The organism is Paralcaligenes sp. KSB-10 (assembly GCF_021266465.1).
Classification (GTDB): Bacteria; Pseudomonadota; Gammaproteobacteria; order Burkholderiales; family Burkholderiaceae_B.
On sequence record NZ_CP089848.1, the window covers coordinates 2,587,014 to 2,611,367 of the forward strand.

A 24,354-nucleotide genomic window follows, 5' to 3' on the forward strand; every position below is an offset into this window, starting at 1 on the left:
GCGTACCAGTCCATGACATCCGGCGCTTTGTATATAGGGCTGATGTCCGGCACCAGCACAGACGGGGTCGACGGCGTGCTGGCCGACCTTGCCGACCCGCATCATCCCCTCATCCGGGCTCATGTTTCCCTGCCCATGCCGGAGCCCCTGCGCCAGGAGTTTCTGGCTCTGAACACCAAAGGATCGAACGAGCTGCAGCGAGCCGCCTTGGCCGGCAACGCGCTGGCGCGGCTTTACGCGGCGGCGATTCGAGAGCTTCTTGAACAAAGCGGCAACATCGCACAGAGCATACGGGCCGTGGGCGCACACGGACAAACCGTCAGGCACGACCCCGCCGCCGGCTATACCTTGCAAATCAACGCCCCGGCGCTGCTTGCGGAGCTGAGCGGCATCGACGTCATTGCCGACTTCCGTTCACGCGATGTCGCCGCGGGCGGCCAAGGAGCGCCCCTGGTGCCGGCTTTTCACCAAGCGGTTTTCAGCGCCAGCATACCCCGGGCCATACTGAATCTTGGCGGCATTGGCAATGTGACCCTGCTGCATCCCGGCGAACCGGTGCGAGGCTTCGACACCGGGCCGGCCAATGTCTTGCTGGATTTATGGTGCAAGGAAAAAACCGGACAGGCCTACGACGTCGACGGGCGCTGGGCCGCGAGCGGCCGATCCCATCCAGCCTTGCTGGAAGCCCTGCTGCGCCAGGAACCCTGGTTCGACCTGCCGCCGCCAAAGTCGACCGGCCGGGACCTTTTCAACCATGCCTGGCTTGCGCAGCGGCTGGCGCCCTTCCTGGCGCAAGGCATTGCCGACACTGATGTGCAGGCCACGCTGCAAAGCCTGACCGCACGCACGGTGGCCGAGGCAATCGAACGCCATGCGCCGGCAATACGTGAAGTCTGGGTATGTGGCGGCGGCGCCCTGAACTCTGCCCTGATGAGCGAACTGGGGCAAGCCCTGGGCCGCCCGGTGCATCCGACCAGCGGCTTGAATATTCCCGTTCAGCTGGTCGAAGCCCTGGCTTTTGCCTGGCTGGCCCAGGCGTACGATCAAGGCCAGGCGGCCGGCCTGCCGACGGTCACCGGAGCACGGCACCCCAGCGTGCTGGGGTGCCGCTATCCCGCCTGATGAGTGGGCGGCGAAAGAAGGACGATGCGGCAATCAGGCCGAGAATGAAGACCCGCAACCGCAGGTCGAATTGGCGTTGGGATTGCGGATAACGAACTGGGATCCCTCGAGGTCGTCTTTGTAGTCGATTTCGGCACCCACCAGATATTGAAAGCTCATGGGGTCGATCAGCAACTGCACGCCTTCCTTGTCAATGGTGGTGTCGTCGTCGTTGACGGTTTCGTCGAAGGTGAAGCCATACTGGAAGCCCGAACAGCCTCCGCCCTGCACGAAGACGCGCAGCTTCAGCTCGGGGTTACCTTCTTCGGCAAGCAAGTCTTTGACTTTGCCCGCTGCCGCGTCGGTAAAGAGAATGGGTGCCGGCGGCACTTGCAGATCGACGGATTCGGTCAGGGTATTCATTTGGTACTCCAAGGCAAGCAGGGCTTGCACACTTAAAACAGCTATATCAACAAGTCTACCAGTTTAATCGGCGGGCGTTACATTGGCGCTGCGGGAAACACGTACAGTCTTGCCTTCGAGAATATCGAGGGTGACGGTTTTAGGTATAAAGCCGTCGGGCAAGCTTAGCAAACCCCGGCTGCGCTGGAACTGATCGAACTTCAAAGCGAATTCGCCAGATCCGGTGTCGCGACCATCGCCTGCGGATCCGGAACCGGCCCGGACGGGTTCGAGCCGTATTTTAACCGCTTTGCCATGTTGCATGCCGTTAGCCACAAATTGCATAAGGCCATTAAAAGGCACATCGCCCGGCGCGTTACGCATCAGCAACACCCTGTATTGCAGGGTATTGCCCTGCATTTGCACATCGAATGCCCGGACGCTGATCGCCCCCTTGGGGCCCGCCGGCAATAATTGGTCGTAAAAAGCCAGTTGATCGCGCGCCTGGCCGAGCTCCGCCTGATTTTTTTGCAGCGAGGCCTCGAGGCCCGCGCGAGTGCTTTTCTCGACGGCCAATTGCCCCTGAAGCAGATCCAGCTTGGCCTGCGCACTATTCAGATCGGCCTGGCTTTGCGTCACGGCCTGCTCGAACTGCGCTTTTAGCTGCCCATACTGTTGGCTGGCATTATCCTGGAACCAATAACGCGCGGCCAGAAAGCCTATGGCGAGTCCCATCAACAGGCCTGCCGCCATCTTCCATCTGTGTGTAGCCGGCTTGGCAGGAATGACAGCAGGGGCTGGGCCGCCAGACCCAACGGCATTGATTTCGCTCATGTATGGATGGACCCATTTAGCCGATATGAGTTCCGCAAGAGAGATGTAAGCAGACGTTAGGGGAAAATGGCCACCTGTTCCAGGCCGGTTGCCTCAGGCAGGCCAAACATGAGATTCATGTTCTGCACGGCCTGGCCGGAAGCACCCTTGACGAGATTATCCTGAACCACGAGCACCACCAGTTGATCGCCGCCATCGGGCCGATGAACGGCTATGCGCAGATGATTGGAGGCACGCACCGAGCGTGTTTCGGGCAGGCTTCCCGCGGGCATGACATCGATAAAAGTTTCCTTGGCATAGCGCTTTTCGAACAAAGCCTGAAAATCGGTGTCGAGCGCCTCGGGCAATATGCGCGCATAGAGCGTGGAAAACATGCCACGTATCATGGGCACCAGATGCGGCACGAACGTTACGTCGACCGGACCACCGGCCACCGCTTTCAACTGCTCGGTAATTTCGGGATGATGGCGGTGCCCCGCCACCCCGTAGGCCTTGAAATTGTCGCCGGCCTCGGAATAGAGCATGCCGACCGCCGCCTTGCGCCCGGCCCCTGAAGTGCCGGATTTGCAATCGGCGATGATGTGGGATGTATCGACCAGGCGCCTGCCCCCTTCGATGAGCGGGGTAAGACCCAGGATGACAGTGGTAGGGTAGCAGCCCGGATTGCCCACGACCTTGGCCTGGGCGATTTTGGCCCGATTCAGTTCAACCAGGCCATATACGGACTGAGCCAGAACGGCTGGGCAGGCATGAGGCATTTTGTACCAATCCTGGAACACCTGCGTGTTTTGCAGGCGGAAGTCGGCCGCCAGATCGATGATGCGCACGCCGCTTTCAAGCAGGCTTTCGGCCTGGCTCATGGCTACGCCATGCGGAGTGGCAAAAAACACCACGTCGCATTCGTTCAGGGCTGCCGTATCGGGCGTTTGGAAGCGCAAGCCGACTTGCCCCCGCAGATTGGGGAACATGTCGGACACAAGCATGCCATCTTCTTTTCGCGACGTAATGGCCTTGAGTTCGACATGGGGATGCCGGGATAGGAGGCGCAGCAATTCCACCCCTGTATAGCCCGTGCCGCCTACGATGCCCACCTTGATCCGAGAAGATACTGCCGCCGTCATGATGTTTTCCAGAAATTGACCGTCAAGATTAGATTATGCAACAAGCGGCCCGGCTTGCGCGCAATACCCTGGGCAAAGTTAGCCCATACAACAAAAAGACCCCAGCAAAGCTGAGGTCTTTGGACCGCGCAAGGCCGATAGCAGCCTTGTAAACAGCTTAGCGCTTGCTGAACTGTTTGCGGCGGCGAGCTTTGTGGAAACCGACTTTTTTACGTTCGACTTCACGGGCATCGCGCGTTACCAGGCCGGCTTGCGACAGCGAAGGTTTCAGCGTTGCGTCGTAATCAATGAGGGCGCGGGTAATGCCGTGGCGCACCGCACCAGCCTGGCCGCTTTCGCCGCCGCCGTGCACATTGATATGAAAATCGAACGATTCGAGGTGACCCGTCAGCTCGAGAGGCTGACGCACGACCATGCGGCCGGTTTCACGCGCGAAATATTCATCGACAGGCTTGCCGTTGACAACGATCTTGCCCGATCCTTTTTTGAGGAACACTCGAGCCACCGATGTTTTGCGGCGGCCAGTTCCATAATTCCAGTTACCGATCATGACCTATCCTTAGAATTCCAGCGGTTTGGGCTGCTGAGCAGTATGCGGATGCTCGGCGCCAGCATAAACCTTGAGCTTCTTGATCATAGCGTAACCAAGAGGGCCTTTGGGCAGCATGCCTTTGACCGCTTTCTGGATTGCACGACCAGGAAAACGCTGTTGCATTTTCTCGAAGGTGGTCTCGCTGATACCACCTGGGTATGTCGAGTGGCGGTAGTATTTCTTGTCTTGCGACTTGTTACCGGTCACAACGATATCTGCAGCGTTAATAATGACGATGTAATCGCCTGTGTCAACGTGAGGCGTGAATTCTGGCTTATGCTTGCCGCGCAAACGACGTGCGACTTCGCTGGCCACACGACCGAGGACTTTGCCCTTGGCGTCAATCACGTACCAGTCACGTTGGACTTCATGCGGCTTGGCCACAAAGGTCTTCATGATGGTTCCTAAAAATTGAATAAATGTGTCGGCGGCCGAAGGTTCCAGCAACCCCGTATCCAGGGCGCCCTGACCAAGGCCTTCTATAAAAGAAAGCCCGCCCATTGCCGCCTGCTTAAATTTCCGTATGCCCGTTTGCCTAAGCGTTGTATTTCGCCCGTGCCAAACACACAGAAAAGCCCATAATCATAGCATAGTTGCTTAATATTCCACGGTTTTTACTGAAACCAGCCTGCTTGAACCCAGGCAAAAAGCAAAAAAGCCGCAATTTTGCGACCTTTTTGCCGATTGGGCCGGTGCCGGCCCGGAAGCCGGCGGCGATGCGGATTCGAACACTCGGCCGAACCCCGATGATTCCCGCTATTTTTTCATATTGGCCAGGGCAATGCCCATATAGTTGTCGAACGAACCTTCGGCTACGCGGAACCAGGGCACGACATTATCGCGGAACCCCATGTAGCTGTCGTAGACCTTCTTGAACAAAGGGCTTTTCGCTGAAAATTCCGCATAGACTGTATTGGCAGCCTTGAAGGAGGCGTCCATGACTTCGCGCGGGAAGGCTTTGAGCACGGCGCCATTGGCAATCAGGCGACGCAAGGCAGCAGGATTGTTGGCATCGTAATTGGCCAGCATTTGAACGCCGGCGTGGCGGCTGGCGATGTCGATGAGCGCCTGATAATGCTTGGGCAGGCTGTTGTAGGCCTCGTCGTTGACGTACAGGGAAACCTGCGCGCAGCCTTCCCACCAGCCCGGGTAGTAATAGTACTTGGCCACCTTGTTGAAGCCGAGTTTTTCGTCGTCGACGGGGCCGACGAACTCGACCGCATCGAGCGTGCCCTTTTCAAGCGAGGGGTAGATATCGCCGCCGGCAATTTGCTGCGGCACCACACCCAGGCGCGAGAGGACTTCGCCGGCGAAACCCGCCGTACGCATCTTCAGGCCCTTGAGGTCGGCCGTGGAGTTGATTTCCTTGCGGTACCAGCCGCCCATCTGCGTACCGGTGTTGCCCATGGGAAAATTGATGATGTGCCGTGGGGCAAACATTTCGCGAGTGAGCTTCATGCCGTCGCCCTGGAACATCCAGGCGTTCATCTGACGCGCATTCAGGCCAAAAGGGACTGCCGTGTCGAAGCAGAAGGCAGGATCTTTGCCGTAGTAGTAATACGAGGCCGTCTGGCCGCACTCGACCGTTTTGTTGCCGACCGCATCCATGACGCCCAGGGCCGGAACAAGCTCGCCGCCCGGATAAACCCGGATCGAGAAGTTGCCATCGGAGGCTTCTTCAATCATCTTGCAAAACAGTTGTGCCGAGCCAAACAATGCCGGCAGGGACGTGGTGAAACTGGAAGTCATTTTCCAGCTCAGTTTAGGATTGCTTTGCGCAAATACCGGGGCGGCAACAGCGGCAGTACCTGCCATGGCTCCCAACCCTGCTTTTTTTAGAAATGAGCGACGCTGCATTAGAAGACTCTCCTTTCGAACACTCGAATATTAGGTGCGGTGAAACGGCTACCCGCGCATATTACACTGTGTAGCATTTACCGTAAGGCCGTAAATTCCCTTATTTTTCATGATTGATGCCGTCATCCCGGCGGTTTACAAACCGGCAATCGCCATGTTTTCTATCAGAATCGAGCCGGTAGCTTTCGAGCCCCGGACTATCGTGTCGGACCCTATGGCGGCGATTTGCCTGAACATATCGGCCAAATTGCCTGCGATGGTTATCTCCTGGACAGCATGGCGAATTTCGCCGCCTTCAACCCAATAGCCAAATGCGCCTCGGGAATAATCACCCGTCACATAATTGACCCCTTGCCCGATCAGTTCGGTAACCAGCAAGCCGCGCCCCATTTTTTTCAGCATGGCGCGAAAGTCGTCATCGGGATGCGTCAGGCGCGAGCTGAGCACAAGATTATGGGAGCCTCCGGCATTACCGGTGGTTTGCATATTGAGCTTTCGGGCGGTGTAGCTGGACAGGAAATAACCTTGCAGCACCCCGCCGGCCACGACGTTACGCGGCTGGGTGCGCACCCCTTCGTCATCGAAGGGGGAACTGCCCATGCCGCCGATGGAATGAGGGTTCTCCGACACATCGAGATGATCGGACAATACCGGTTTGCCCAGGGCGTCGAGCAAAAAGCTGGCCTTGCGGTACAAAGCCCCGCCGCTGGTCGCCTGAACCAGAGCCCCCAGCAGGCCTACCGCCACAGGCGCCTCGAACAACACAGGAAAGCGGCCGGTTTTAATTCGGCGTGCTGAAAGCCGCGCCAGCGTGCGTTCGGCCGCATATCGCCCAATCGCTTGCGGATCGGCCAGGAGCTGAGGATCCCGCTCGGAGGTGTACCAGTAATCGCGTTGCATATGGCCGCCGCGCCCCGCAATCGGAGCCACCGACAAATTATGGCGCGAATAGGGGTAGCCCCCCATAAAGCCGCGGCTATTGCCCAATATAAAGTGGCCCTCGAAGGCGCCTGCCGCGGCGCCATCGGTATTGGTAATCAAGCGGCTGGTGGCACGCGCGGCGCGCTCGGCCTGCAAGGCCAGTTCGGCCGCGGCATCGGTGGAAATATCCCAGGGAAAATGCAACTTCAGATCGGGATAATCGAATGCCAGCAAATCGGCTTCGGGCAGGCCCGCCGCCGGATCGGCCGCCGTATAGCGGGCAATATGCCAGGCGGCCTCGACCGTTTCGCGCAGCGCCGTAGTGGAAAAATCGGAGGTGGAGGCCGAACCGCGGCGCTGGCCCGCAAAAACCGTAACATCCAGGGAACGATCACGGGTTTGTTCTACCGTTTCGATATCGTTGTTGCGTACCGACACCGACAAGCCGCTGCTTTCGGACACCTCGGCGGCGGCATCGGACGCGCCGACCGACTTGGCGTACTGAAGCGTTTCGTGAACGAGTTCGCGAAAACGCGCCTGGTTTTCAATAATAGGCAAATGTAAAGTAGAGTGTTCGTTCATTGCTGCTCTTTTAAGTTATTCCATTTCTGGATCAATCGCCGACGCGAAGCACAGACAGTGCAAATAGTACGGCAAGCCAGGCCGGCAAAGCGCATATTGATTTAGAAATGGAATTAGACGGTTATCATAGCCAATTAAAGAACATTTTTACGCTTTACCATGCCAAACGACGTTACAGAATCTCCCGACCCCGAGTACGACCGCCCCAGCAAATCGCAAATAAAGCGTGAAATGCTTGCTTTGCTCGACCTGGGCAAGCAACTGGTTGACCTTCCCAACGAAAAACTCAAGCAATTGCCGCTGGCCGAAAGACTCTACGACGCCATCCGCCAGGCGCAGCGCACCACCAGCCGCGAAGGCCGGCGGCGCCAGATTCATTACGTCGGCAAGCTGATGCGCGATTCGCAGGCCGATGCCATACGGCAGCAAATCGATGTCTGGGAAAACGGCTCGCGCGAACAGACCGACGCCATGCATCGGATCGAAACCCTTCGAGACCTGCTGCTGAACGACGACCAGGCCCTCACCCAGCTGCTTGACGAATATCCGCAAGCCGACATCCAGCAGCTGCGGGCCTTGATACGCGCCGGTCGCAAAGAGGCCCAGCAAAACGCCGGGCTGCAAACCGGCCAGGAGCCTCAGCGCAAACACTACCGCGCCCTGTTCCAGGCCCTTAAAACCCTGGATACCCATACGGAATCAGAATGAGTTCTCCCCTTTTGGAATGCGTCGAGATCGAAACGGCGCCCAACCCCACTCACGCAGTCATCTGGCTGCACGGCCTGGGCGCCGACGGCCACGATTTCGCCTCGGTCGTGCCCGAACTTCACCTGCAGAACGGGCCCGCGATCCGCTTCGTTTTCCCCCATGCCCCCATACGGCCGGTTACCGTCAACAACGGCATGTCGATGCGCGCCTGGTACGACATATATGTAATGGGTTCGGTCATGCGCGAAGACGAACAAGGAATACGCGCCTCCCAGCACGCCATCGAAGCACTGATAGCGCGTGAAAATCAGCGCGGCATAGACAGCGATAAGATCGTGTTGGCCGGGTTCTCCCAGGGATGCGCCATGACGCTGCACACCGGCCCGCGCCTGGATCAAAAACTGGCCGGCATGGTGGGCCTGTCGGGCTATTTGCCGCTGGCCGGCCAATTCGACGCCGAACGGCAGGCCGCCAATCAGGACACCCCCATTTTTCTGGCCCATGGCGTGCTCGATCCGGTCGTGGCCCTGGCGCGCGGCCAGGCAGCACATCGCCAATTGACCGACGCAGGCTATCGAACCAGCTGGAAAACATACACGATGCCGCATGCGGTGTGCCTGGAAGAAATCAACGACATCGCCGCCTTCCTGCGCCAGGTTCTGGTCTAGGGCCCGTCCGCTATTGCGTGCGGCTTTCGCCAAGATCCAGCCATACTCGGCGCATCGTCGGATCTTCCGCGTCGCTGTCGTTGCGAAATCCCAGATGCGTCATGAGGCTGAGCATGGCGTAGTTGCTTGCCAGCACCAGGCCATCGATATAAGTCAGGCCCTGTTCCTGAGCGGCTTCGATCAGGCCTCTCATCAACGTGGCTCCCAGGCCGCGGCGCTGCCAGTCGTCGCCGATCACCAATGCATACTCGGCGCCGCGCGCATCGGCATTGCGCAGATAATGCGCAAAGCCGATGATGTGTTCGCGCGGATGGCCGCGGTGCTCCGGATTGGCAAGCTGGACCGTCGCCACCAGGGCCAGCTCGCGATCGTAATCGATGCGCGTGTAGCGCGACAACATGCGCGGCGTCAGCTCGCGCAGCATCGATACGAAACGCATATAGCGTGATTCGTCGGACAGATCGCGCACGAATGTCTGCAGGGGCTCGGCGTCTTCCGGACGTATGGGCCGCATCATCCAGGGCTCGCCGCTCTTGAACCGCCTGGCCTGCACCAGGCGGACCGGATACGGATGGATCGCCATATGCCGATAGCCCGAAGTTTCAGGCAACAACAGTGCCGGCGACGCGGTCAGCCGTATGCACACCGATTGCGCCGCAAGCTGCATGGCATCGGCAAACAGGGAGTCGACAATCAGGGTATCGATATCGCCGAGCAGGCTGACCAGATCGGAAATCCGCTCGAGCGATTCCTGCAGATGCTCAAATGCGGCTGGACTCATTTGACGCGACAACACACGGCGCCACAAGGCACTGCGTTCTATAAGCTGGCGCGCCAGATAACCGTTGAGCGGAGGCAGTTCGACGGCGCGATCCTGGCCCGAGACCAGGGCATCGTGGCCGCCGGAGCCGAACTTGATGTAGGGCCCCAGCCTGACATCGCGCTGCACGCGTATCGCCATGGGTATGGCGTCGTCGGCAGGCGTGCCGGGCCCGGGTTTCGCTTGCGGCGCGCACTGAATCGGGATATGAAAACAATCGAACAGGCGCTGGCACTCGGCTACCGTCAGGGCAAGACGATGCTCGTCGCGGACGCTGCGCAGAATGGCGCGCGCCTCGTCGAGCCGCGGCGGTTTGCCCAGGGCCTCGGGAGGCAGCGTTTGCTGCGACAAGGTCTGGTTGTAATGATAAGACGCCAGAATGCCGAAAGCATGGGCTGCCGTTTCGGGAGTGCGAAAGGCGGGCGTGCCTACATCATCGAGCATGTGGCGCAAAGGCCGCATGCTGGCATCGCCCATGAGGCAGGTGATGACAGGCTTGCGGGCGCCGGGAGCGGCCGCCGCCAGTTGCCGCGCCACGGCGGGCATGTCGGTCAGGGGATCGGGCGCCAAAAGCACCAGTACGCCGTCAACCCCGCTGTCGCTGGCGAGCACGTCTATGGCCTGCTTGATTTTTCCCGCGGTCAAGGGAGCATGTGTAATCACGGGGTTCTGGATGTCCGCCCCTTCTTCAAGCACACCCTTCAAGGCTTTGAGCGACGCCAGGGACAAATCGGCGCGAAACACAGCGGTGCTTGGGCCCATGACATCGAGAGCCAATTGCGGAGCGCCATTGCCATTGGACAGCAAGGCAATGCGCCGCCCGCGCGGGCGGCGGGCATAGCCCAGGACTTTCAGCGCCGAGAACAATTGCACAAAATAACTGATGCGCACCGCGCCGGCGCGGCGCAATAGAGCATCGAGCACGGCATCATGCATCGGGCCGAGTTCGGACGAGTCATGCCCTGCCTTGAGCACAATCACCGGCTTGATGGCCGCCGCCGCGCGCAAGGCGCTGGTAAACGCGCGCGCCGCCGGAATGTCTTCCATGTAAAGCGCGATGCTGTCGGTGCGCGGATCCATGGCCAGGTATTCCAGCACCTGGGCCACGTCGACCACGGACTCATCGCCCAGGGACACCACCGTTGAAAAGCCCAGGCTCACGTCCTCGGCCCAATCCAGGACAGCCGCAGTGATCGAGCGCGACTGCGCTACCAGGGCAGCCTTCCCGACCAAAGCCGTTTTGGCTTGATGACTTAAATTCAGGCCCAAATGGGGCCGCTGCACACCGAACGAACGGGGCCCGAGAACCATGCAGCCGCACAGGCGCGCCCAGGCGCGGCAATATGCCATGTCTTCGATTGGATTGGCCGACGGGGTTTCCTGAGGCAACAGAATCAAGCCTCGCGGATGAACCGCCCGTATGGCCTCCAGCGCTTCCGGCAAGCGCGAGGGCTCGACGCAAACCAGTGCCAGGTCGATCCGGGCCGCCGGCGCATTCGCCTCGCCGCGGGCGGCGACGACAATAGGCACGCCCGCCTCGACGGCCACCAAAGTCGTGCTGCTTTTGAGAAACTCAGGCAAATTCTGTTCGATCGGCAATGGCCGGTCGCTGACAACCAGCAAGGAGCGCGGCTCGAACAAAACAGCCAAACGATGTCGCAACATGCTATACCCGGTTTTAACTATGATTGATCTGTACTCTAAAATACCCCAATTGCCACAACTCAAGCGGGCCAGGAATCACTCTTGCCACGCCAAGCCTAAACACAAACCATGACATCGTCCACCACTTCTGCCGTTCGTACCCGATTTGCGCCGTCCCCGACCGGCTATCTGCACCTCGGGGGCGCACGCACCGCACTCTTTTCCTGGGCTTTTGCACGCCACCATAAAGGCATCTTCGTACTACGCATCGAAGACACCGATGTCGAGCGCTCCACACCCGAAGCGGTACAGGCCATTCTCGACAGCATGGCGTGGCTGGGCATGCAGCCCGACGAAGGTCCGTTTTACCAAATGCAGCGCATCGATCGCTATCGCGAAGTGCTGGGCCAGATGCTTTCCGCGGGCACCGCCTACCACTGCTACAGCAGCCCCCAGGAAGTGGAAGCCATGCGCGAAAAAGCACGCTCGCTGGGGCTGAAACCCCGCTACGACGGCACCTGGCGCCCGGAACCGGGCAAAACGCTGCCGCCGATTCCCGAGGGGCGCAAGCCGGTGCTGCGGTTCAGAAACCCCCACGATGGCGCCACAGGCTGGAACGACCTGATCAAAGGCCCTATCAGCTTCGACAACACCGAACTCGACGATCTGATCATCGCGCGGCCCGATGGCACGCCCACCTATAATTTCTGCGTGGTAGTCGACGACTGGGACATGAAAATCACCCACGTGCTGCGCGGCGACGACCACGTCAACAACACTCCGCGTCAAATCAATATTTTACGCGCACTGGGTGCGACCGTGCCGCAATACGGCCATGTGCCCATGATTCTCGGACCCGATGGCGAAAAACTCTCGAAAAGGCACGGCGCCGTCAATGTCATGGAATACGACAACGAAGGCTATTTGCCCGAAGCCATGATCAACTATCTGGCGCGTCTGGGCTGGAGCCATGGCGACGACGAGCTATTCAGCCGCGCGGAGCTGATCGACTGGTTCGATACCCGGCACCTCAGCAAGTCGGCGGCCCAATGGGACCCAAAGAAACTCAATTGGGTCAATGCCCACTATATAAAGCAGAGCTCAAACGACGATCTGGCCGCGCGCATCGCTCCGCGCGTTCAGCAACTGGGCGGCAATCCCCTGGCCGCCGACCTGGCCGCCGTCATGGGATTGCTCAAAGACCGCGCCGAAACGCTCAATCAATTGGCCCAGGGAGCCATGCTGTTCTGCGGCCCGTATACCCCGGCCAGCCCAGAACTGGCCGCGCAACACCTGGACGAAGCCACGCGGGTGGTGCTCAGGGATTTCGCGCAGCGCGCCCGGACTCTGCCAGCGTGGACGACTCCGGCCCTGGCCGAGCTGATTCATGCAATTTTGGCCGATCACGGCATCAAGATGCCCAAGCTGGGCATCCCCTTGCGCGTGGCCGTCACGGGTCAAAAACAGACCCCTGCCATTGACGCCGTTCTTACACTGCTGGGCCGCGAAACCGTCCTGGCTCGCCTGAACGCGGTGTGAATCCGAACTAAAACGGCAAACGATAGCCGTCCGGCATGCGCCGGGCCCTGATTGCGCCGTCGGAGCCTCGCAGCGCAAGTGTCGTGCCCGCCTGCGACGTAATCGCATAGCGATTGGTATAGATCGGATCGTTTAAATCGACCGGCTCGCCATTCGACTTCGTGGTTCGCAAAACCAGGGTTTGCCTGTCGTGCGACCAGCAGCCGGATTCGCTCAGTTCCTGGGGCGGCTGCCTGCCTCGCTTGAGCTGCTCGACGTAGCCCATCTGGCCGTCCGGCTTCAGGACAAACAGCGTGCGCATCTCGCCGACAATGCCCTTTTCCTTGCGTATGCTCAACCAGGTGCCGACCAGGGGATCGCCGGCGGACACCGCCTGGCACTGCACGCCGACCGGCTTGACGGGAGGCGCGGGCAAAGGCGCCTTCGACGCGCATCCCGCCAATATTGCCGCCAGAGCCAGGCTTGTTGCAAAAACGGGTTTACGACAACTGAACATACCAATTCGACCTTTGAGACAGTTCACAATGACCTTGATATCGTAGCAGAAAGGTCTCCGCGGACGCAGGCCTGTACACAGATTGATCCTTGTTGGCGGCAAGGTTTATGCCGGTTTGCGCGATGGCAAGGTGTAGCATTTGGAAAAGACCGGGCGCAACACATGCTTGTCCGGCCAGGAGCCTGAAAACCATGAGTTATTCGATACTGGTCACTCTGCATTTATTCGCCGCATTCATTTTCGTCGGCACCGTGTTTTTTGAAGTGCTTATGCTGGAAGGCATACGCAAGCATGTGCCGGCCGACGCCATGCGACAGGTCGAAATCGCCATCGGCCAGCGCGCGCGCAAATTCATGCCTTTCGTACTGTTGGTGTTATACGGAGCGGGTATCGCCATGGCCTGGAACCACCGGGCAGTCCTGGCGCATCCCTTCGCCAGCAGTTTCGGCACTCTGCTTACCATCAAGATCGTGCTTGCCCTGAGCGTGCTGGGCCACTTCATCACCGCGATTACACTGGGCGGCAAAGGCCGCCTCAAATCCCGCCACTTTCGGCGCATTCACTATAGCGTGTTCTGGCACATGATAGGCATCGTGTTCCTGGCCAAAGCCATGTTCTACCTGCACTGGTAGCGCCTACGCATGCACTGGCCCGTCATGAGGAAGGCGGCGGGTTCGCCGACGAACCAGCCTCGCGAAACAACAGTTCCTCCATCAGGCCGGCCGCCGGCGACAGCGTCGTGTGCGCCAACCGCATGACTCCCAGGCATCTTTTGATGCAGGGCCGCAGCAGCGGCACAAAAGCCAGATCGTCCCGATCGGGCGGAACGCCCAGCCGGGCCAGAACCGTAACGCCCATATTGCGCGACAACATGGCCAGCATCGAGATCATGTTCGAGACGTAAAAAGGCCGATTCAACAAAAATGCCGCCGGCTTGTGAGACAGCAGCTGCTTATGCGCCACGGTTCCTATATGCGGCAAATCGGCGATCTCGCCCCATGTAAGGGAAGATCGCTTCGCCAAGGGGTGGGTGCGATGACACACCAGGCCGAACTCGTCTTCGAACAAAGGGGTAAAACTCAAGCGCTTGTCGCCGCTCACAACACTGCATACCCCCAGTTCGACCTGGCCGCGCAATATCATCTGTTCGACGCCTTCGGAGTTGTCGTCGTACACATTGAGCATGACCCCGGGGTAACGCGTCCGGTATACATCGATCAGATGCGGCATCCAGTGCGTGGCAAAGGTGGTGACGCTGGCCACGCTCAAAAACCCGCTATTGCTTTTCGCCATCCTCGACAAGGTGCCGGTGACAGAGTCCGCATGCTCCACCAGGCGCTTGGCCATTTCCAGGCACGACCGGCCGAACGGTGTGAGCACAACGGGAGTGCCGCGCTCGAACAACGCCTGCCCCAAACGCTCCTCCATATCCTTGATGGCCAGGGACACCGCAGGCTGGGAACGGCAGGCCCGGCTGGCAGCGGCACGAAAACTGCCGGTTTCGGCTACCCAGATGAAGTAGCGATAATGACTGATGGAAAACGACATGGCGGTCCGGATTCAAATTTAAAAAACTTATCAACCAATATATTATTTTAATTATTCTTATTTGAATATGTCGCCTAAGATGAGCGCCATGAACGCACCGCACCAGCCAACAGACCAGTTCGATTTCAGCTCCATCGACAATAAACCTCGAATCGACGCCGCCGAGTGCCGCCTGTTCACAGCTTGCCGCGCCCGCAGCGCCGCGCAGCCCGCCTTTCTGTTCGTTGCCGGTGCCTATCATGGCGCCTGGTGCTATAGCCACTATCTCGATTATTTTGCACAACACCATATCAATTGCTTTGCCATTGACCTGCCCGGACACGGCACTCTGTACTCGGCCAGTACGCCAGTGAGCCTGGGCATCAACGATCTGGGCACGCACCTTGTCCAGGCCTGCCGCACGCTGAACCAAGCTCTTATTTTGGTCGGACACAGCATGGGAGCGCTGCCCGTCATGCTTGCCGCGGCAGGCCTGCCGCTGGCGGGCATGGTCCTGCTGGCGCCCTCGCCTCCCGGCAATTTGCCGCATGCCCAGGCCCTGCCCGCAGTGGCGACAGACCGGCTCAAAGCCGCGCCCAATGCCGCCGAAATCCGCAAACGCTTTCTCGCCGTCGAGGCAAACCGGGATGTCGCGGCGATTGTCCAGCGCTTGACGCCGGAAAGCCCAACCATACTCAATGACCGTTATCTGCTGCGCGTGGATATCGATTCGCGCCGCATTCAATGCCCCGGCATCTGCTTCGAGGCCGAGCTGGACACGCCCGACCGGCATCCCGAAGGGCAGGACAAGGCCATTGCCGATTTTCTGGGAATCCAGCACCAATTATTAAAACAGCAGCCGCACTGCATGATGTACGGAGATCGCTGGATCGACAGCGCCGCGGCCCTGCTGGCCTGGTACCGCATCACATTTCCGGACATTCCCGCAAGCGCTTAGCAAAACACAAACCAGTTCAATCAGTACCACCCGAGGAGGAAATCATGTTCATACATTCTTTTGCCCGATACAGTGCAGCGCTGCTGATCGGGGCCGGTCTGGCCGCATCCGCCCAGGCCGATACATGGCCGGCCAAGCCCATAACCCTCATCGTGCCGTCCGCCTCCGGCGGCGCCGCCGACCTCAGCGCCAGAACCCTGGCGCATTTCCTGACCCAGAAATCCGGCGCCAACGTGGTCGTGGAGGACAAGCCCGGCGCAGGCGGCATTATCGGCACCACAGCCGTAAAACAGGCGGCCCCCGACGGCTACACCTTCCTGCTTTCAACCAACTCGACGCAATCGGCCAATCAGTTCCTGTACAAAAAACTGCCTTACAACGCCGCACAGGATTTCGTTGACGTCGGCATGCTGGGCAAGTTCGGTACCGTGGCGGTAGTTGCCCCGGCCAACCCCATCAATTCCCTCAGCGAACTTGTTGCCAGCGCCCGGCAAAAGCCAGGCAAGGTATTTTTCGGCTACTACAGCTCGTCGTCGCGCGTTCCCCCCGAGCTCCTGAAACACTACGCAAAAATCCAGATCGAAGGCGCCGCCTATAAAAACGTCACACAGATACTGACCGATCTGCGCGGCGGCCTGATTCAGTTCGCCTTTGTCGACTACCTGACCGCCATGGGCCAGATCGAAGGCAAAAATCTCAAGCCTATCGCCGTGACAGGCGCCAAACCCAATCCCTTATGGCCGAACATCGCCACCACCAACAGCGCCTACCCCGGTTTTATCGTGGAAGGCTGGCTGGGCATATCGGCCCCCAAAGGAACACCCAAGGCCATCGTCGAAAAAATGAACGGCTATATTAAAGACGCCATCCAGGACCCCGCCACCCGCGCGCAATACACCAGACTGGGACTACAGCCCGAAAGCATGGATGTCGCCAGCTTCCAGGCCTTCGTCAAGGAAGATGTGCAACGCTGGAAAGAATGGGTCAAGACCGCGCAAATTCCTGCGCAATAGAAATGTCGCCGCTATAACAGATGACACAAGCCCACTCCCGCGAAACATGACGACGCTACTGGGTAGGTGTGGCGCTTGTGGCCACTCGCCGCCAATATGGCTGCGAGCCGCGGTGGCGGCCCGGGCACAGCGGAGGAGCTTCGAGCCGGCGAGGCGACGACGATGTGCCCGGGCCGCCGCCGCGGCGCCTCAAGAACCCAATAACCATCAGTTATACAGACAACCTACAAAGGCAGGCGAACCTCCTGCTTGATCTCGCGCAAAGCAACAATAGTGCGGGTTTGACGGACACCCGGCAGATTGAACAGGAAACGATGCAGGAAACTGTCGTAGGCCTCCGGGCTTTGCACCAGAATTTTCAGCAGAAAATCGGCATCGCCGGTAACCGCATAGCACTCCAGTATCTCCGGCGCATCGCGCACCGAGCGTTCGAAATTCTCCACCACCGCGGCCGAATGCCGGTCCAGGCTGATTTGCGTGAACATGCAGCCGTGCAATCCGACCTTATTGCGATTAACCTTGGCGTAATAGCCCTCGATCGCGCCACTGGCCTCGAGCGCCTTGACCCGCCGCCACACCGGCGCCGTCGACAGACCCACCTGGTCTGAAAGCTGCTGGGCGGAGGCACGACCGTCTTTTTGCAAGTGCTGCAGAATTTTTATATCAGTTTTATCCATATTTGGCCGTTACGCGAAATGTTTATTTCAATAACTAGGGATTTTACGAGATAAAAGAGCAATAAAACCGCTTGCTTGAAACCCTATCATGGCCTGATTGATGGAGTTTTCTATGTCTACCCCTATACTTGATACGCAACATCAGCCCGACAGCACACCGCCGCCCAATGTTGATAGCGTCAATTCGACCAGGCAAGCCGCCGTCGATACGCAATACCAACTCGGCGACAACCTGACACGTACCGAAGGCCGCGTGTTCCTGACCGGCACCCAGGCCCTGGTGCGCATGCTCCTCGCGCAGCATCGCGCCGACCGCAAGCGCGGCCTGAACACAGCCGGCTTCGTCACCGGCTATCGCGGCTCGCCGCTGGCAGGCGTAGACCTTGCCATGTGGCGCGCGCAAAAACTGCTGACCGCCAATCAAATCGACTTCCTGCCCGCCATCAACGAAGACCTGGGCGCCACCATCATGATGGGTACACAGCAGGCAGGCGTACGCGACGACCGCACCGTCGATGGCGTCTTCGGCATGTGGTACGGCAAAGGCCCGGGCGTGGACCGCGCCGGCGACGCCCTGCATCACGGCAACGCGGCGGGGGCGTCCCGCAACGGCGGCGTGCTGCTGATCGTCGGCGACGACCACACCGCCGCATCCTCATCCATACCGCATGCCAGCGAAACCTCTTTGCTGGCCTGGAGCATACCCATCGTGCACCCCGCCTCGGTGGAAGAATACGAATATTTCGGCTTGTGGGGCTGGGCGCTGTCGCGCTATTCGGGCGCCTGGGTGGCCTTCAAGGCCGTCACCGAAACCGTTGAAAGCGGACGCTCCTTCGATTTGCAGCCTGTGCCCGAATTCACAATCGACCAGAACGACATCCACAACGGTGCGCTGGAATACAGCGCCAGGGAATTCCTGACACCCGCCATCGAAAACCGCATCTCGGATCGCCTGCTTGCCGTCAAGGCCTTTTCCCGCCAGCACCCCCTGGACCGCCTGATCGATCCGGCACCTCACGCCACCCTGGGCATAGTCACAACGGGCAAGGCCTGCCTCGATACGCTCGATGCCCTGAAAACCCTGCAGGCAATGCGCCCCGAACAGCCCCTGCCGGCGCTGCGCCACTACAAGATCGGCCTGAGCTGGCCCCTGGATGAGCCGGGGTTCCAGGCCTTCGCCAAAGGCCTGGAGCATATTCTGGTGCTTGAAGAAAAAGCGCCTGTCATCGAAAGCCAGATCAAAGACCTGCTGTTCAATCAGGCAGTACACGCCACGGTCGTCGGCAAACGCGATCTGGAAAATGAGGTGCTGGTGCCCGCCACCGGACAGTTGCGCCCCGCCCTGGTCGCGGGCGCCCTGCGCCGCTGGTTGAAACAAAGCGCGCATATCGACCTGGGAGACTCAGGCTGCGCCCTGGCGCCCCAGGCCGCGATCGAGTCCGGCCCCTTGACCCGCCGCCCGTATTTCTGTTCCGGCTGCCCTCACAATACTTCGACCAAAGTCCCCGAAGGCAGCCAGGCGCTCGCCGGCGTGGGCTGCCATTACATGGCCACATGGATGGACAGAAAAACCAGCGGCCTGACGCAAATGGGTGGAGAAGGCGCCGACTGGATCGGCCTCTCGCGCTACACCCGCATGCCGCACATCTTTCAGAACATGGGTGAAGGCACGTACTTTCATTCCGGCTACCTGGCCATTCGCCAGGCTGTCGCCGCGCAAGCCAATATTACCTACAAGATTCTGTTCAACGACGCCGTCGCCATGACGGGTGGCCAGCCCGTCGACGGCTCGATTTCCGTTCCGCAAATCTGCCAGCAGATGGTGGGAGAAGGCGTCAAACGCATCGTCGTCACCACAGACGAGCCAGAGAAATATCAAGGTGTCGCACTGGTCGCGGGCGTCACGGTCCATCACCGTCACGAACTGGACAAACTGCAACGCGAATTGCGCGAAATCGAAGGCGTCACGGTGCTGATTCATGACCAGGTCTGCGCCGCGGAAAAACGCCGGCGCCGCAAGAAAAACACCTTCCCCGATCCCGCCCGGCGGCTGTTCATCAACACCGCCGTGTGTGAAGGCTGCGGCGACTGCGGCACCCAATCCAATTGCCTGTCCCTGACCCCGGTTGAAACGCCGTTCGGGCGCAAGCGCGCCATCGATCAGTCCAGCTGCAACAAGGACTACTCCTGTGTGGACGGATTCTGCCCCAGCTTCGTGTCGGTCATGGGAGGCGCTCCCCGCAAAGGAGCGGGAGCCTCCGCGCCCCAGGACCGCGAACGGCTGGCGCAACTGGGCCAGACCCTGCCCGCCCCCGATTTCAAAACCTATCCCGAAACCTGCAATATCCTGGTCGCAGGCATTGGCGGCACCGGCATCGTCACGGTAGGCGCGATTCTTTCCATGGCGGCGCACCTGGAGGGCCGGGCCGCATCCATACTCGACATTACCGGCCTGGCTCAAAAAGGCGGCACCGTCATCAGCCATATACGCCTGTCCAACAATGCCCGACCCAGCGGCGCGGTGCGCATCGACCCGCAACAGGCCGATGTCGCAATCCTTTGCGATGCCGTTGCCGCCTCGAATCCAGAGGCGCTCGCCACGCTCAAACCCGGCCAGACGCTGATCGCCCTGAATACCTATCTGGCGCCCACAGCCGAATTTACCCGTGACCCGGATGTCGATTTCAGCCCGGAGCAGCTCGTAGGGAAAATCCGTCACGCCGCCGGAAACGCCAATACCCACTTGCTCAATGCCCATGACCTGGCCGCCACCCTATTCGGCGACAGCATCATGGCGAACATGATGATGCTGGGAGTCGCATGGCAAAACGGCAGCATTCCCTTGAGCCTGGCCGCCATCGAGCAGGCTCTCGAACTTAACGGAGTCGCCGTGCAGGCCAACCAGGAAGCTTTTCGCGCCGGACGCATCGTCGCGCAAAACCCCCAGGCCCTGGCCCCCTTGGCGGCGCCCAGGGCGCAAGCCGTTGTCGTACATTTCCCCGAATCCCTCGATAAAATCGTCGAACGGTGCCGGGCCGACCTGACGGCCTACCAAAATGCGGCCTACGCCAGGCGCTATACCGATGTCGTCGATGCCGTGCTCGCCGCCGAGCAGGCCTTGCGACCCAAGGCCAAGCCGGCCCTGGCCATCAAGGTGGCTCAGTCGCTGCATAAGCTCATGGCCTATAAAGACGAATACGAAGTGGCACGCCTGTTTACCAACGGCGACTTCCGGCGCGAGCTGCACGAAAAATTCGAAGGCGAGTTCACCTTGCAGTTTCACATGGCCCCACCCCTGCTGGCGCGACGCGACCCCCTGACCGGCATTCCCCGTAAAATAAGCCTGGGCCCCCGCACCGAAAAAGCGCTTGCCCTGCTGGCCCGCTGCAAAACCCTGCGCGGCTCATGGCTGGATGTCTTTGGATATAGCGCGGAGCGTAAAATGGAACGGCAGCTAATCCGGGATTATCGCAAGGCGGTCCTGGGCGCGCTTGAAAACCTCGACGAGCGCAACTATGGCGTCGTGCTCGAACTGGCCGGATTGCCGCAAATGGTGCGCGGCTACGGCCACATCAAATTGGCCAGTGTCGGGCAATACCAAACCAGGCTCCAGCAGTTGCTGGCCGCCCTGGGGGATTCCCAAGCCGGCGCTAACAATTTTTTGCAATTGCACGCCTAGCCGCACAGCCAAACAGCCAAGCCACGCCCACAAAGGGCCTCGCCGCGGCGAGGCCCTTTTAATGCATAATAAAATTAAAAATCAAGTGATCTTTTCGCTTGCTTCACCTTGAATCAATCACTACAATTAGTGTTAGAAAAGCAAGATAACCACTACATATAGTGGTTTACCATAAAAAGACTTACTTGTCCCCAAAACACAGTAAAGCGGTCTTTTTTACTCCGCCACCACTACTAAAAACGACTAATTGAACACATGCTGCACGCAGCATGTCGCCTTTTATCCAGGAGCATTCATGCAGACCACACAAACCGCTGAGTCACGGCCCGAAGTCGCCCCTTCATCCACTCCTTCCGGGTCGGCCCCAAGCGCCTCGACCACCAGTCCCTGGCACAATTTCAACATCATCCGGCGCAACGGCGCGGTGGTTGGATTCGAGCCCAGCAAAATCGCCATCGCCATGACCAAGGCATTCCTGGCGGTCAACGGCGGGCAGGGCGCCGCATCGGCGCGCGTACGCGAACTGGTCGAAACACTGACGGCGCAAGCCGTCGGCGCGCTGGTGCGCAATCGTCCCAGCGGCGGCACCTTCCATATTGAAGAAATTCAAGACCAGGTCGAACTGGCGCTCATGCGCTCGGGCGAACACGACGTTGCACGCGCCTATGTGCTGTACCGGGAAAAGCGTTCGCAAGAACGCGCCCGCTCCGGCCAGGCCCAGGCTCCCGCCGAACAAAGCACCCTGAATGTCACCGACAATGGCATCAAGCGGCCGCTCGATCTGGGGCAATTGCGCACCACCATCGCCGAAGCCGGCCGCAATCTGTCACACCTTATCGATGTCGACGCCATCCTCAAGGAAACGGTCAAGAATCTCTACGACGGCATTCCGGTCGACGAAGTCTTCAAATCGGCCATTCTGTCGGCACGCGCCCTGGTCGAAAAAGACCCGGCCTACAGCCAGGTCACGGCTGGCCTGCTGATGCACACCATCCGCAAGGAAGTGCTGGGCGAAGAAGCGTCGCAAGCCGAAATGAGCACCCGCTATGTCGACTATTTCCCCCAGTTCATCAAAACCGGCATCGACAACGGCCTGCTCGACAGCAAGCTCAGCCAATACGATCTGCCGCAACTGGGCAAGGCCCTGAAGGCCGAGCGCGACCAGCAATTCAATTACTTGGGCCTGCAAACCCTGTACGACCGCTACTTCCTGCACGTGCGCGGGCGCCGCATCGAGCTGCCCCAGGTATTTTTCATGCGCGTCGCCATGGGGCTGGCGCTCAATGAAATCGACCGCGAAACACGGGCGATCGAGTTCTACGAAGTCCTGTCGTCCTTCGATTTCATGAGCTCCACTCCCACCCTGTTCAACTCCGGCACCCTGCACTCGCAACTGTCTTCGTGCTACCTGACCACGGTCTCCGACGACCTTGTCGGCATCTACGACGCCATCAAGGAAAACGCCCTGCTCGCCAAATATGCCGGCGGCCTTGGCAACGACTGGACTCCCGTGCGCGCGCTGCGCAGCCATATCAAGGGCACCAACGGCGAAAGCCAAGGCGTCGTGCCCTTCCTCAAGGTCGTCAACGACACCGCCGTTGCCGTCAATCAGGGCGGGAAACGCAAGGGAGCGGTCTGCACCTACCTTGAAACCTGGCACCTCGATATCGAGGAATTCCTCGAGCTGCGCAAGAACACCGGCGACGAGCGGCGCCGCACGCCCGACATGAATACCGCCAACTGGATCCCCGACCTGTTCATGAAGCGCGTCATGGAAAACGGCGAATGGACTCTGCTTTCGCCTTCCGACGCCCCCGACCTGCACGACAAGTACGGCCGCGCCTTCGAACAGGCATACATCGGTTACGAAGAAAAGATCGCCCGCGGCGAACTGGCCTTGTTCAAGAAAGTTCCGGCAACATCGCTATGGCGCAAGATGCTGTCCATGCTGTTCGAAACCGGCCACCCCTGGATCACTTTCAAGGATCCCTGCAATATCCGCTCGCCCCAGCAGCATGTGGGTGTCGTGCACAGTTCCAACCTGTGCACCGAAATCACGCTCAATACCAGCGAAACCGAAATTGCCGTGTGCAATCTGGGCTCGGTCAACCTGACCGCCCACCTCAAGCAGGATGCCGGCGGCCAATACGTGCTCGATCACGACAAGCTCCAGCGCACCATCAGCATCGCCATGCGCATGCTCGATAACGTCATCGACATCAACTATTACGCCGTACCCAAGGCGCGCAACTCCAACGCCCGCCATCGCCCGGTCGGCATGGGTGTCATGGGCTTCCAGGACTGCCTGCACATCATGCGCGTGCCGTTCGCCTCCGACGCCGCGGTCGAGTTTTCCGATCGCTCGATGGAAGCCGTCTGCTACTACGCCTACTGGGCTTCCAGCAAACTGGCGGCCGAGCGCGGCCACTACTCCAGCTTCAAGGGCTCGCTCTGGGATCGCGGCATTCTGCCGCAAGACACGCTGGCCATGCTGCGCGACGAACGTGGCGGCTATGTCGAGATCGACGACAGCAGCACGCTCGACTGGGACTCCCTGCGCACCCATATCCAGCAGTACGGCATGCGCAACTCGAACTGCATTGCCATAGCACCCACAGCAACCATCGCCAATATCATCGGCGTTTCGCCCTGCATCGAACCCAACTACCGCAACCTCTACGTCAAATCCAACCTGTCGGGCGAATTCACGGTGGTCAACGATTACCTGGTGCGCGACCTGAAGGAACGCAATCTGTGGGACGAAGTCATGGTCGCCGACCTGAAGTATTTCGACGGCAGCCTGGCGCGCATCGACCGCATCCCCAACGAGCTGCGCGAACTCTACGCCACGGCTTTCGAAGTCGACCCCACCTGGGTGGTCGAATGCGCGGCGCGCCGCCAAAAATGGATCGACCAATCCCAGTCGCTCAATATCTTCATGACGGGCGTGTCCGGCAAGAAGCTCGACGACACCTATAAGCTGGCCTGGACTCGCGGTCTCAAAACCACGTACTACCTCCGCTCCAACGGAGCCACTAACGCCGAAAAATCGACCGGCCGCGGCGGCGAGCTCAACGCGGTGTCCTCGTCCGGAGCGTCGCACGCGAGCATGGCGGCCGCAGCGGCCCTGCCCGAAGCCGAAGTAATGGGCGCCGCATGCACCATGCGTCCCGGCGATGCAGGATTCGAAGAATGCGAAGCCTGCCAATAAGCGA

General features: G+C 59.6%; 20 protein-coding genes. 9 read left to right on the top strand and 11 right to left on the bottom strand.

The window, feature by feature from the left end; all coding sequences use genetic code 11:
* The first annotated feature begins 12 nt into the window (after positions 1 to 12).
* A complete protein-coding gene (locus LSG25_RS11790) occupies positions 13 to 1,122 on the top strand; it encodes an anhydro-N-acetylmuramic acid kinase (protein ID WP_232741126.1) in 1,110 nt (369 codons plus the stop codon).
* Between the two features lie 33 nt (positions 1,123 to 1,155).
* Here LSG25_RS11790 and erpA read toward each other — a convergent pair whose 3' ends face one another.
* The 7 genes from erpA to pmbA all read right to left on the bottom strand — a co-directional run bounded on the left by erpA (position 1,156) and on the right by pmbA (position 7,410).
* Positions 1,156 to 1,524 (bottom strand): iron-sulfur cluster insertion protein ErpA, encoded by a 369-nt coding sequence (gene erpA, locus LSG25_RS11795; protein WP_232741127.1) that lies wholly within the window; start codon positions 1,522 to 1,524, stop codon positions 1,156 to 1,158.
* Between the two features lie 63 nt (positions 1,525 to 1,587).
* Complete coding sequence (locus tag LSG25_RS11800; RefSeq protein ID WP_232741128.1) at positions 1,588 to 2,337, bottom strand: DUF6776 family protein; 750 nt, start codon at positions 2,335 to 2,337, stop codon at positions 1,588 to 1,590.
* Between the two features lie 56 nt (positions 2,338 to 2,393).
* On the bottom strand, positions 2,394 to 3,458 hold the full coding sequence (gene argC, locus LSG25_RS11805) for an N-acetyl-gamma-glutamyl-phosphate reductase (RefSeq protein WP_232741129.1): 1,065 nt from the start codon (positions 3,456 to 3,458) through the stop codon (positions 2,394 to 2,396).
* A gap of 157 nt (positions 3,459 to 3,615) precedes the next feature.
* Entirely contained in the window at positions 3,616 to 4,008 is a 393-nt protein-coding gene (gene rpsI / locus LSG25_RS11810; protein ID WP_232741130.1) for a 30S ribosomal protein S9, read from the bottom strand.
* 9 nt (positions 4,009 to 4,017) lie between these two features.
* On the bottom strand, positions 4,018 to 4,446 hold the full coding sequence (gene rplM / locus LSG25_RS11815; protein WP_232744664.1) for a 50S ribosomal protein L13: 429 nt from the start codon (positions 4,444 to 4,446) through the stop codon (positions 4,018 to 4,020).
* 360 nt (positions 4,447 to 4,806) lie between these two features.
* Positions 4,807 to 5,907, bottom strand: coding sequence for a TRAP transporter substrate-binding protein (locus tag LSG25_RS11820; RefSeq protein ID WP_232741131.1), 1,101 nt, complete (start codon positions 5,905 to 5,907; stop codon positions 4,807 to 4,809).
* A 135-nt stretch (positions 5,908 to 6,042) separates the two neighbouring features.
* On the bottom strand, positions 6,043 to 7,410 hold the full coding sequence (pmbA, locus tag LSG25_RS11825; RefSeq protein ID WP_232741132.1) for a metalloprotease PmbA: 1,368 nt from the start codon (positions 7,408 to 7,410) through the stop codon (positions 6,043 to 6,045).
* Positions 7,411 to 7,569: 159 nt separating this feature from the next.
* On the opposite strand from pmbA, the gene yjgA reads away from it, so the two are divergent.
* Positions 7,570 to 8,118, top strand: a complete 549-nt coding sequence (yjgA, locus tag LSG25_RS11830; protein WP_232741133.1) for a ribosome biogenesis factor YjgA — start codon at positions 7,570 to 7,572, stop codon at positions 8,116 to 8,118.
* Entirely contained in the window at positions 8,115 to 8,786 is a 672-nt protein-coding gene (locus LSG25_RS11835; RefSeq protein ID WP_232741134.1) for an alpha/beta hydrolase, read from the top strand. Before yjgA ends, LSG25_RS11835 begins: the two co-directional genes overlap by 4 nt.
* A gap of 10 nt (positions 8,787 to 8,796) precedes the next feature.
* Here the strand turns inward: LSG25_RS11835 and LSG25_RS11840 are convergent, their stop codons facing one another.
* Positions 8,797 to 11,271, bottom strand: coding sequence for a GNAT family N-acetyltransferase (locus LSG25_RS11840; RefSeq protein WP_232741135.1), 2,475 nt, complete (start codon positions 11,269 to 11,271; stop codon positions 8,797 to 8,799).
* Positions 11,272 to 11,379: 108 nt separating this feature from the next.
* Here LSG25_RS11840 and gltX point away from each other — a divergent pair, with 108 nt between their 5' ends.
* Positions 11,380 to 12,789: a glutamate--tRNA ligase gene (gltX, locus tag LSG25_RS11845; protein WP_232741136.1), complete on the top strand. Its 1,410-nt coding sequence runs from the start codon at positions 11,380 to 11,382 to the stop codon at positions 12,787 to 12,789.
* A gap of 7 nt (positions 12,790 to 12,796) precedes the next feature.
* Here the strand turns inward: gltX and LSG25_RS11850 are convergent, their stop codons facing one another.
* Positions 12,797 to 13,285, bottom strand: coding sequence for a hypothetical protein (locus LSG25_RS11850; protein WP_232741137.1), 489 nt, complete (start codon positions 13,283 to 13,285; stop codon positions 12,797 to 12,799).
* A gap of 191 nt (positions 13,286 to 13,476) precedes the next feature.
* Here LSG25_RS11850 and LSG25_RS11855 point away from each other — a divergent pair, with 191 nt between their 5' ends.
* Positions 13,477 to 13,917 carry a CopD family copper resistance protein gene (locus tag LSG25_RS11855; RefSeq protein WP_232741138.1) on the top strand — a complete coding sequence of 147 codons (441 nt, stop codon included), beginning with the start codon at positions 13,477 to 13,479 and terminating at the stop codon, positions 13,915 to 13,917.
* Between the two features lie 22 nt (positions 13,918 to 13,939).
* Here the strand turns inward: LSG25_RS11855 and LSG25_RS11860 are convergent, their stop codons facing one another.
* Complete coding sequence (locus LSG25_RS11860) at positions 13,940 to 14,833, bottom strand: LysR family transcriptional regulator (RefSeq protein WP_232741139.1); 894 nt, start codon at positions 14,831 to 14,833, stop codon at positions 13,940 to 13,942.
* An 88-nt stretch (positions 14,834 to 14,921) separates the two neighbouring features.
* On the opposite strand from LSG25_RS11860, the gene LSG25_RS11865 reads away from it, so the two are divergent.
* Positions 14,922 to 15,770, top strand: coding sequence for an alpha/beta hydrolase (locus LSG25_RS11865; RefSeq protein WP_232741140.1), 849 nt, complete (start codon positions 14,922 to 14,924; stop codon positions 15,768 to 15,770).
* 44 nt (positions 15,771 to 15,814) lie between these two features.
* Positions 15,815 to 16,783, top strand: coding sequence for a tripartite tricarboxylate transporter substrate binding protein (locus LSG25_RS11870; protein WP_232741141.1), 969 nt, complete (start codon positions 15,815 to 15,817; stop codon positions 16,781 to 16,783).
* A 224-nt stretch (positions 16,784 to 17,007) separates the two neighbouring features.
* On the opposite strand, the gene LSG25_RS11875 is transcribed toward LSG25_RS11870, so the two are convergent.
* Complete coding sequence (locus tag LSG25_RS11875; RefSeq protein ID WP_232741142.1) at positions 17,008 to 17,460, bottom strand: Lrp/AsnC family transcriptional regulator; 453 nt, start codon at positions 17,458 to 17,460, stop codon at positions 17,008 to 17,010.
* A gap of 112 nt (positions 17,461 to 17,572) precedes the next feature.
* Between LSG25_RS11875 and LSG25_RS11880 the strand changes: the two genes are divergently transcribed.
* Both LSG25_RS11880 and LSG25_RS11885 read left to right on the top strand, forming a co-directional pair.
* Positions 17,573 to 21,139, top strand: coding sequence for an indolepyruvate ferredoxin oxidoreductase family protein (locus tag LSG25_RS11880; protein ID WP_232741143.1), 3,567 nt, complete (start codon positions 17,573 to 17,575; stop codon positions 21,137 to 21,139).
* A gap of 295 nt (positions 21,140 to 21,434) precedes the next feature.
* The gene (locus tag LSG25_RS11885; RefSeq protein WP_232741144.1) at positions 21,435 to 24,350 is read left to right on the top strand and encodes a ribonucleoside-diphosphate reductase subunit alpha; all 2,916 of its coding nucleotides are present in this window, start codon (positions 21,435 to 21,437) and stop codon (positions 24,348 to 24,350) included.
* Positions 24,351 to 24,354: the final 4 nt, after the last annotated feature.

What these genes read in the sequence shown, in the direction of transcription:
- LSG25_RS11865 (WP_232741140.1), top strand. Translation starts at nt 14,922, where the DNA reads ATGAACGCACCGCACCAGCCAACAGACCAGTTCGATTTCAGCTCCATC.
- erpA (WP_232741127.1), bottom strand. Translation starts at nt 1,524, where the DNA reads ATGAATACCCTGACCGAATCCGTCGATCTGCAAGTGCCGCCGGCACCC.
- pmbA (WP_232741132.1), bottom strand. Translation starts at nt 7,410, where the DNA reads ATGAACGAACACTCTACTTTACATTTGCCTATTATTGAAAACCAGGCG.
- LSG25_RS11870 (WP_232741141.1), top strand. Translation starts at nt 15,815, where the DNA reads ATGTTCATACATTCTTTTGCCCGATACAGTGCAGCGCTGCTGATCGGG.
- LSG25_RS11820 (WP_232741131.1), bottom strand. Translation starts at nt 5,907, where the DNA reads ATGCAGCGTCGCTCATTTCTAAAAAAAGCAGGGTTGGGAGCCATGGCA.
- LSG25_RS11855 (WP_232741138.1), top strand. Translation starts at nt 13,477, where the DNA reads ATGAGTTATTCGATACTGGTCACTCTGCATTTATTCGCCGCATTCATT.
- gltX (WP_232741136.1), top strand. Translation starts at nt 11,380, where the DNA reads ATGACATCGTCCACCACTTCTGCCGTTCGTACCCGATTTGCGCCGTCC.
- LSG25_RS11875 (WP_232741142.1), bottom strand. Translation starts at nt 17,460, where the DNA reads ATGGATAAAACTGATATAAAAATTCTGCAGCACTTGCAAAAAGACGGT.
- yjgA (WP_232741133.1), top strand. Translation starts at nt 7,570, where the DNA reads ATGCCAAACGACGTTACAGAATCTCCCGACCCCGAGTACGACCGCCCC.
- LSG25_RS11880 (WP_232741143.1), top strand. Translation starts at nt 17,573, where the DNA reads ATGTCTACCCCTATACTTGATACGCAACATCAGCCCGACAGCACACCG.
- argC (WP_232741129.1), bottom strand. Translation starts at nt 3,458, where the DNA reads ATGACGGCGGCAGTATCTTCTCGGATCAAGGTGGGCATCGTAGGCGGC.
- LSG25_RS11840 (WP_232741135.1), bottom strand. Translation starts at nt 11,271, where the DNA reads ATGTTGCGACATCGTTTGGCTGTTTTGTTCGAGCCGCGCTCCTTGCTG.
- LSG25_RS11835 (WP_232741134.1), top strand. Translation starts at nt 8,115, where the DNA reads ATGAGTTCTCCCCTTTTGGAATGCGTCGAGATCGAAACGGCGCCCAAC.
- rplM (WP_232744664.1), bottom strand. Translation starts at nt 4,446, where the DNA reads ATGAAGACCTTTGTGGCCAAGCCGCATGAAGTCCAACGTGACTGGTAC.
- LSG25_RS11790 (WP_232741126.1), top strand. Translation starts at nt 13, where the DNA reads ATGACATCCGGCGCTTTGTATATAGGGCTGATGTCCGGCACCAGCACA.
- rpsI (WP_232741130.1), bottom strand. Translation starts at nt 4,008, where the DNA reads ATGATCGGTAACTGGAATTATGGAACTGGCCGCCGCAAAACATCGGTG.
- LSG25_RS11800 (WP_232741128.1), bottom strand. Translation starts at nt 2,337, where the DNA reads ATGAGCGAAATCAATGCCGTTGGGTCTGGCGGCCCAGCCCCTGCTGTC.
- LSG25_RS11885 (WP_232741144.1), top strand. Translation starts at nt 21,435, where the DNA reads ATGCAGACCACACAAACCGCTGAGTCACGGCCCGAAGTCGCCCCTTCA.
- LSG25_RS11850 (WP_232741137.1), bottom strand. Translation starts at nt 13,285, where the DNA reads ATGTTCAGTTGTCGTAAACCCGTTTTTGCAACAAGCCTGGCTCTGGCG.
- LSG25_RS11860 (WP_232741139.1), bottom strand. Translation starts at nt 14,833, where the DNA reads ATGTCGTTTTCCATCAGTCATTATCGCTACTTCATCTGGGTAGCCGAA.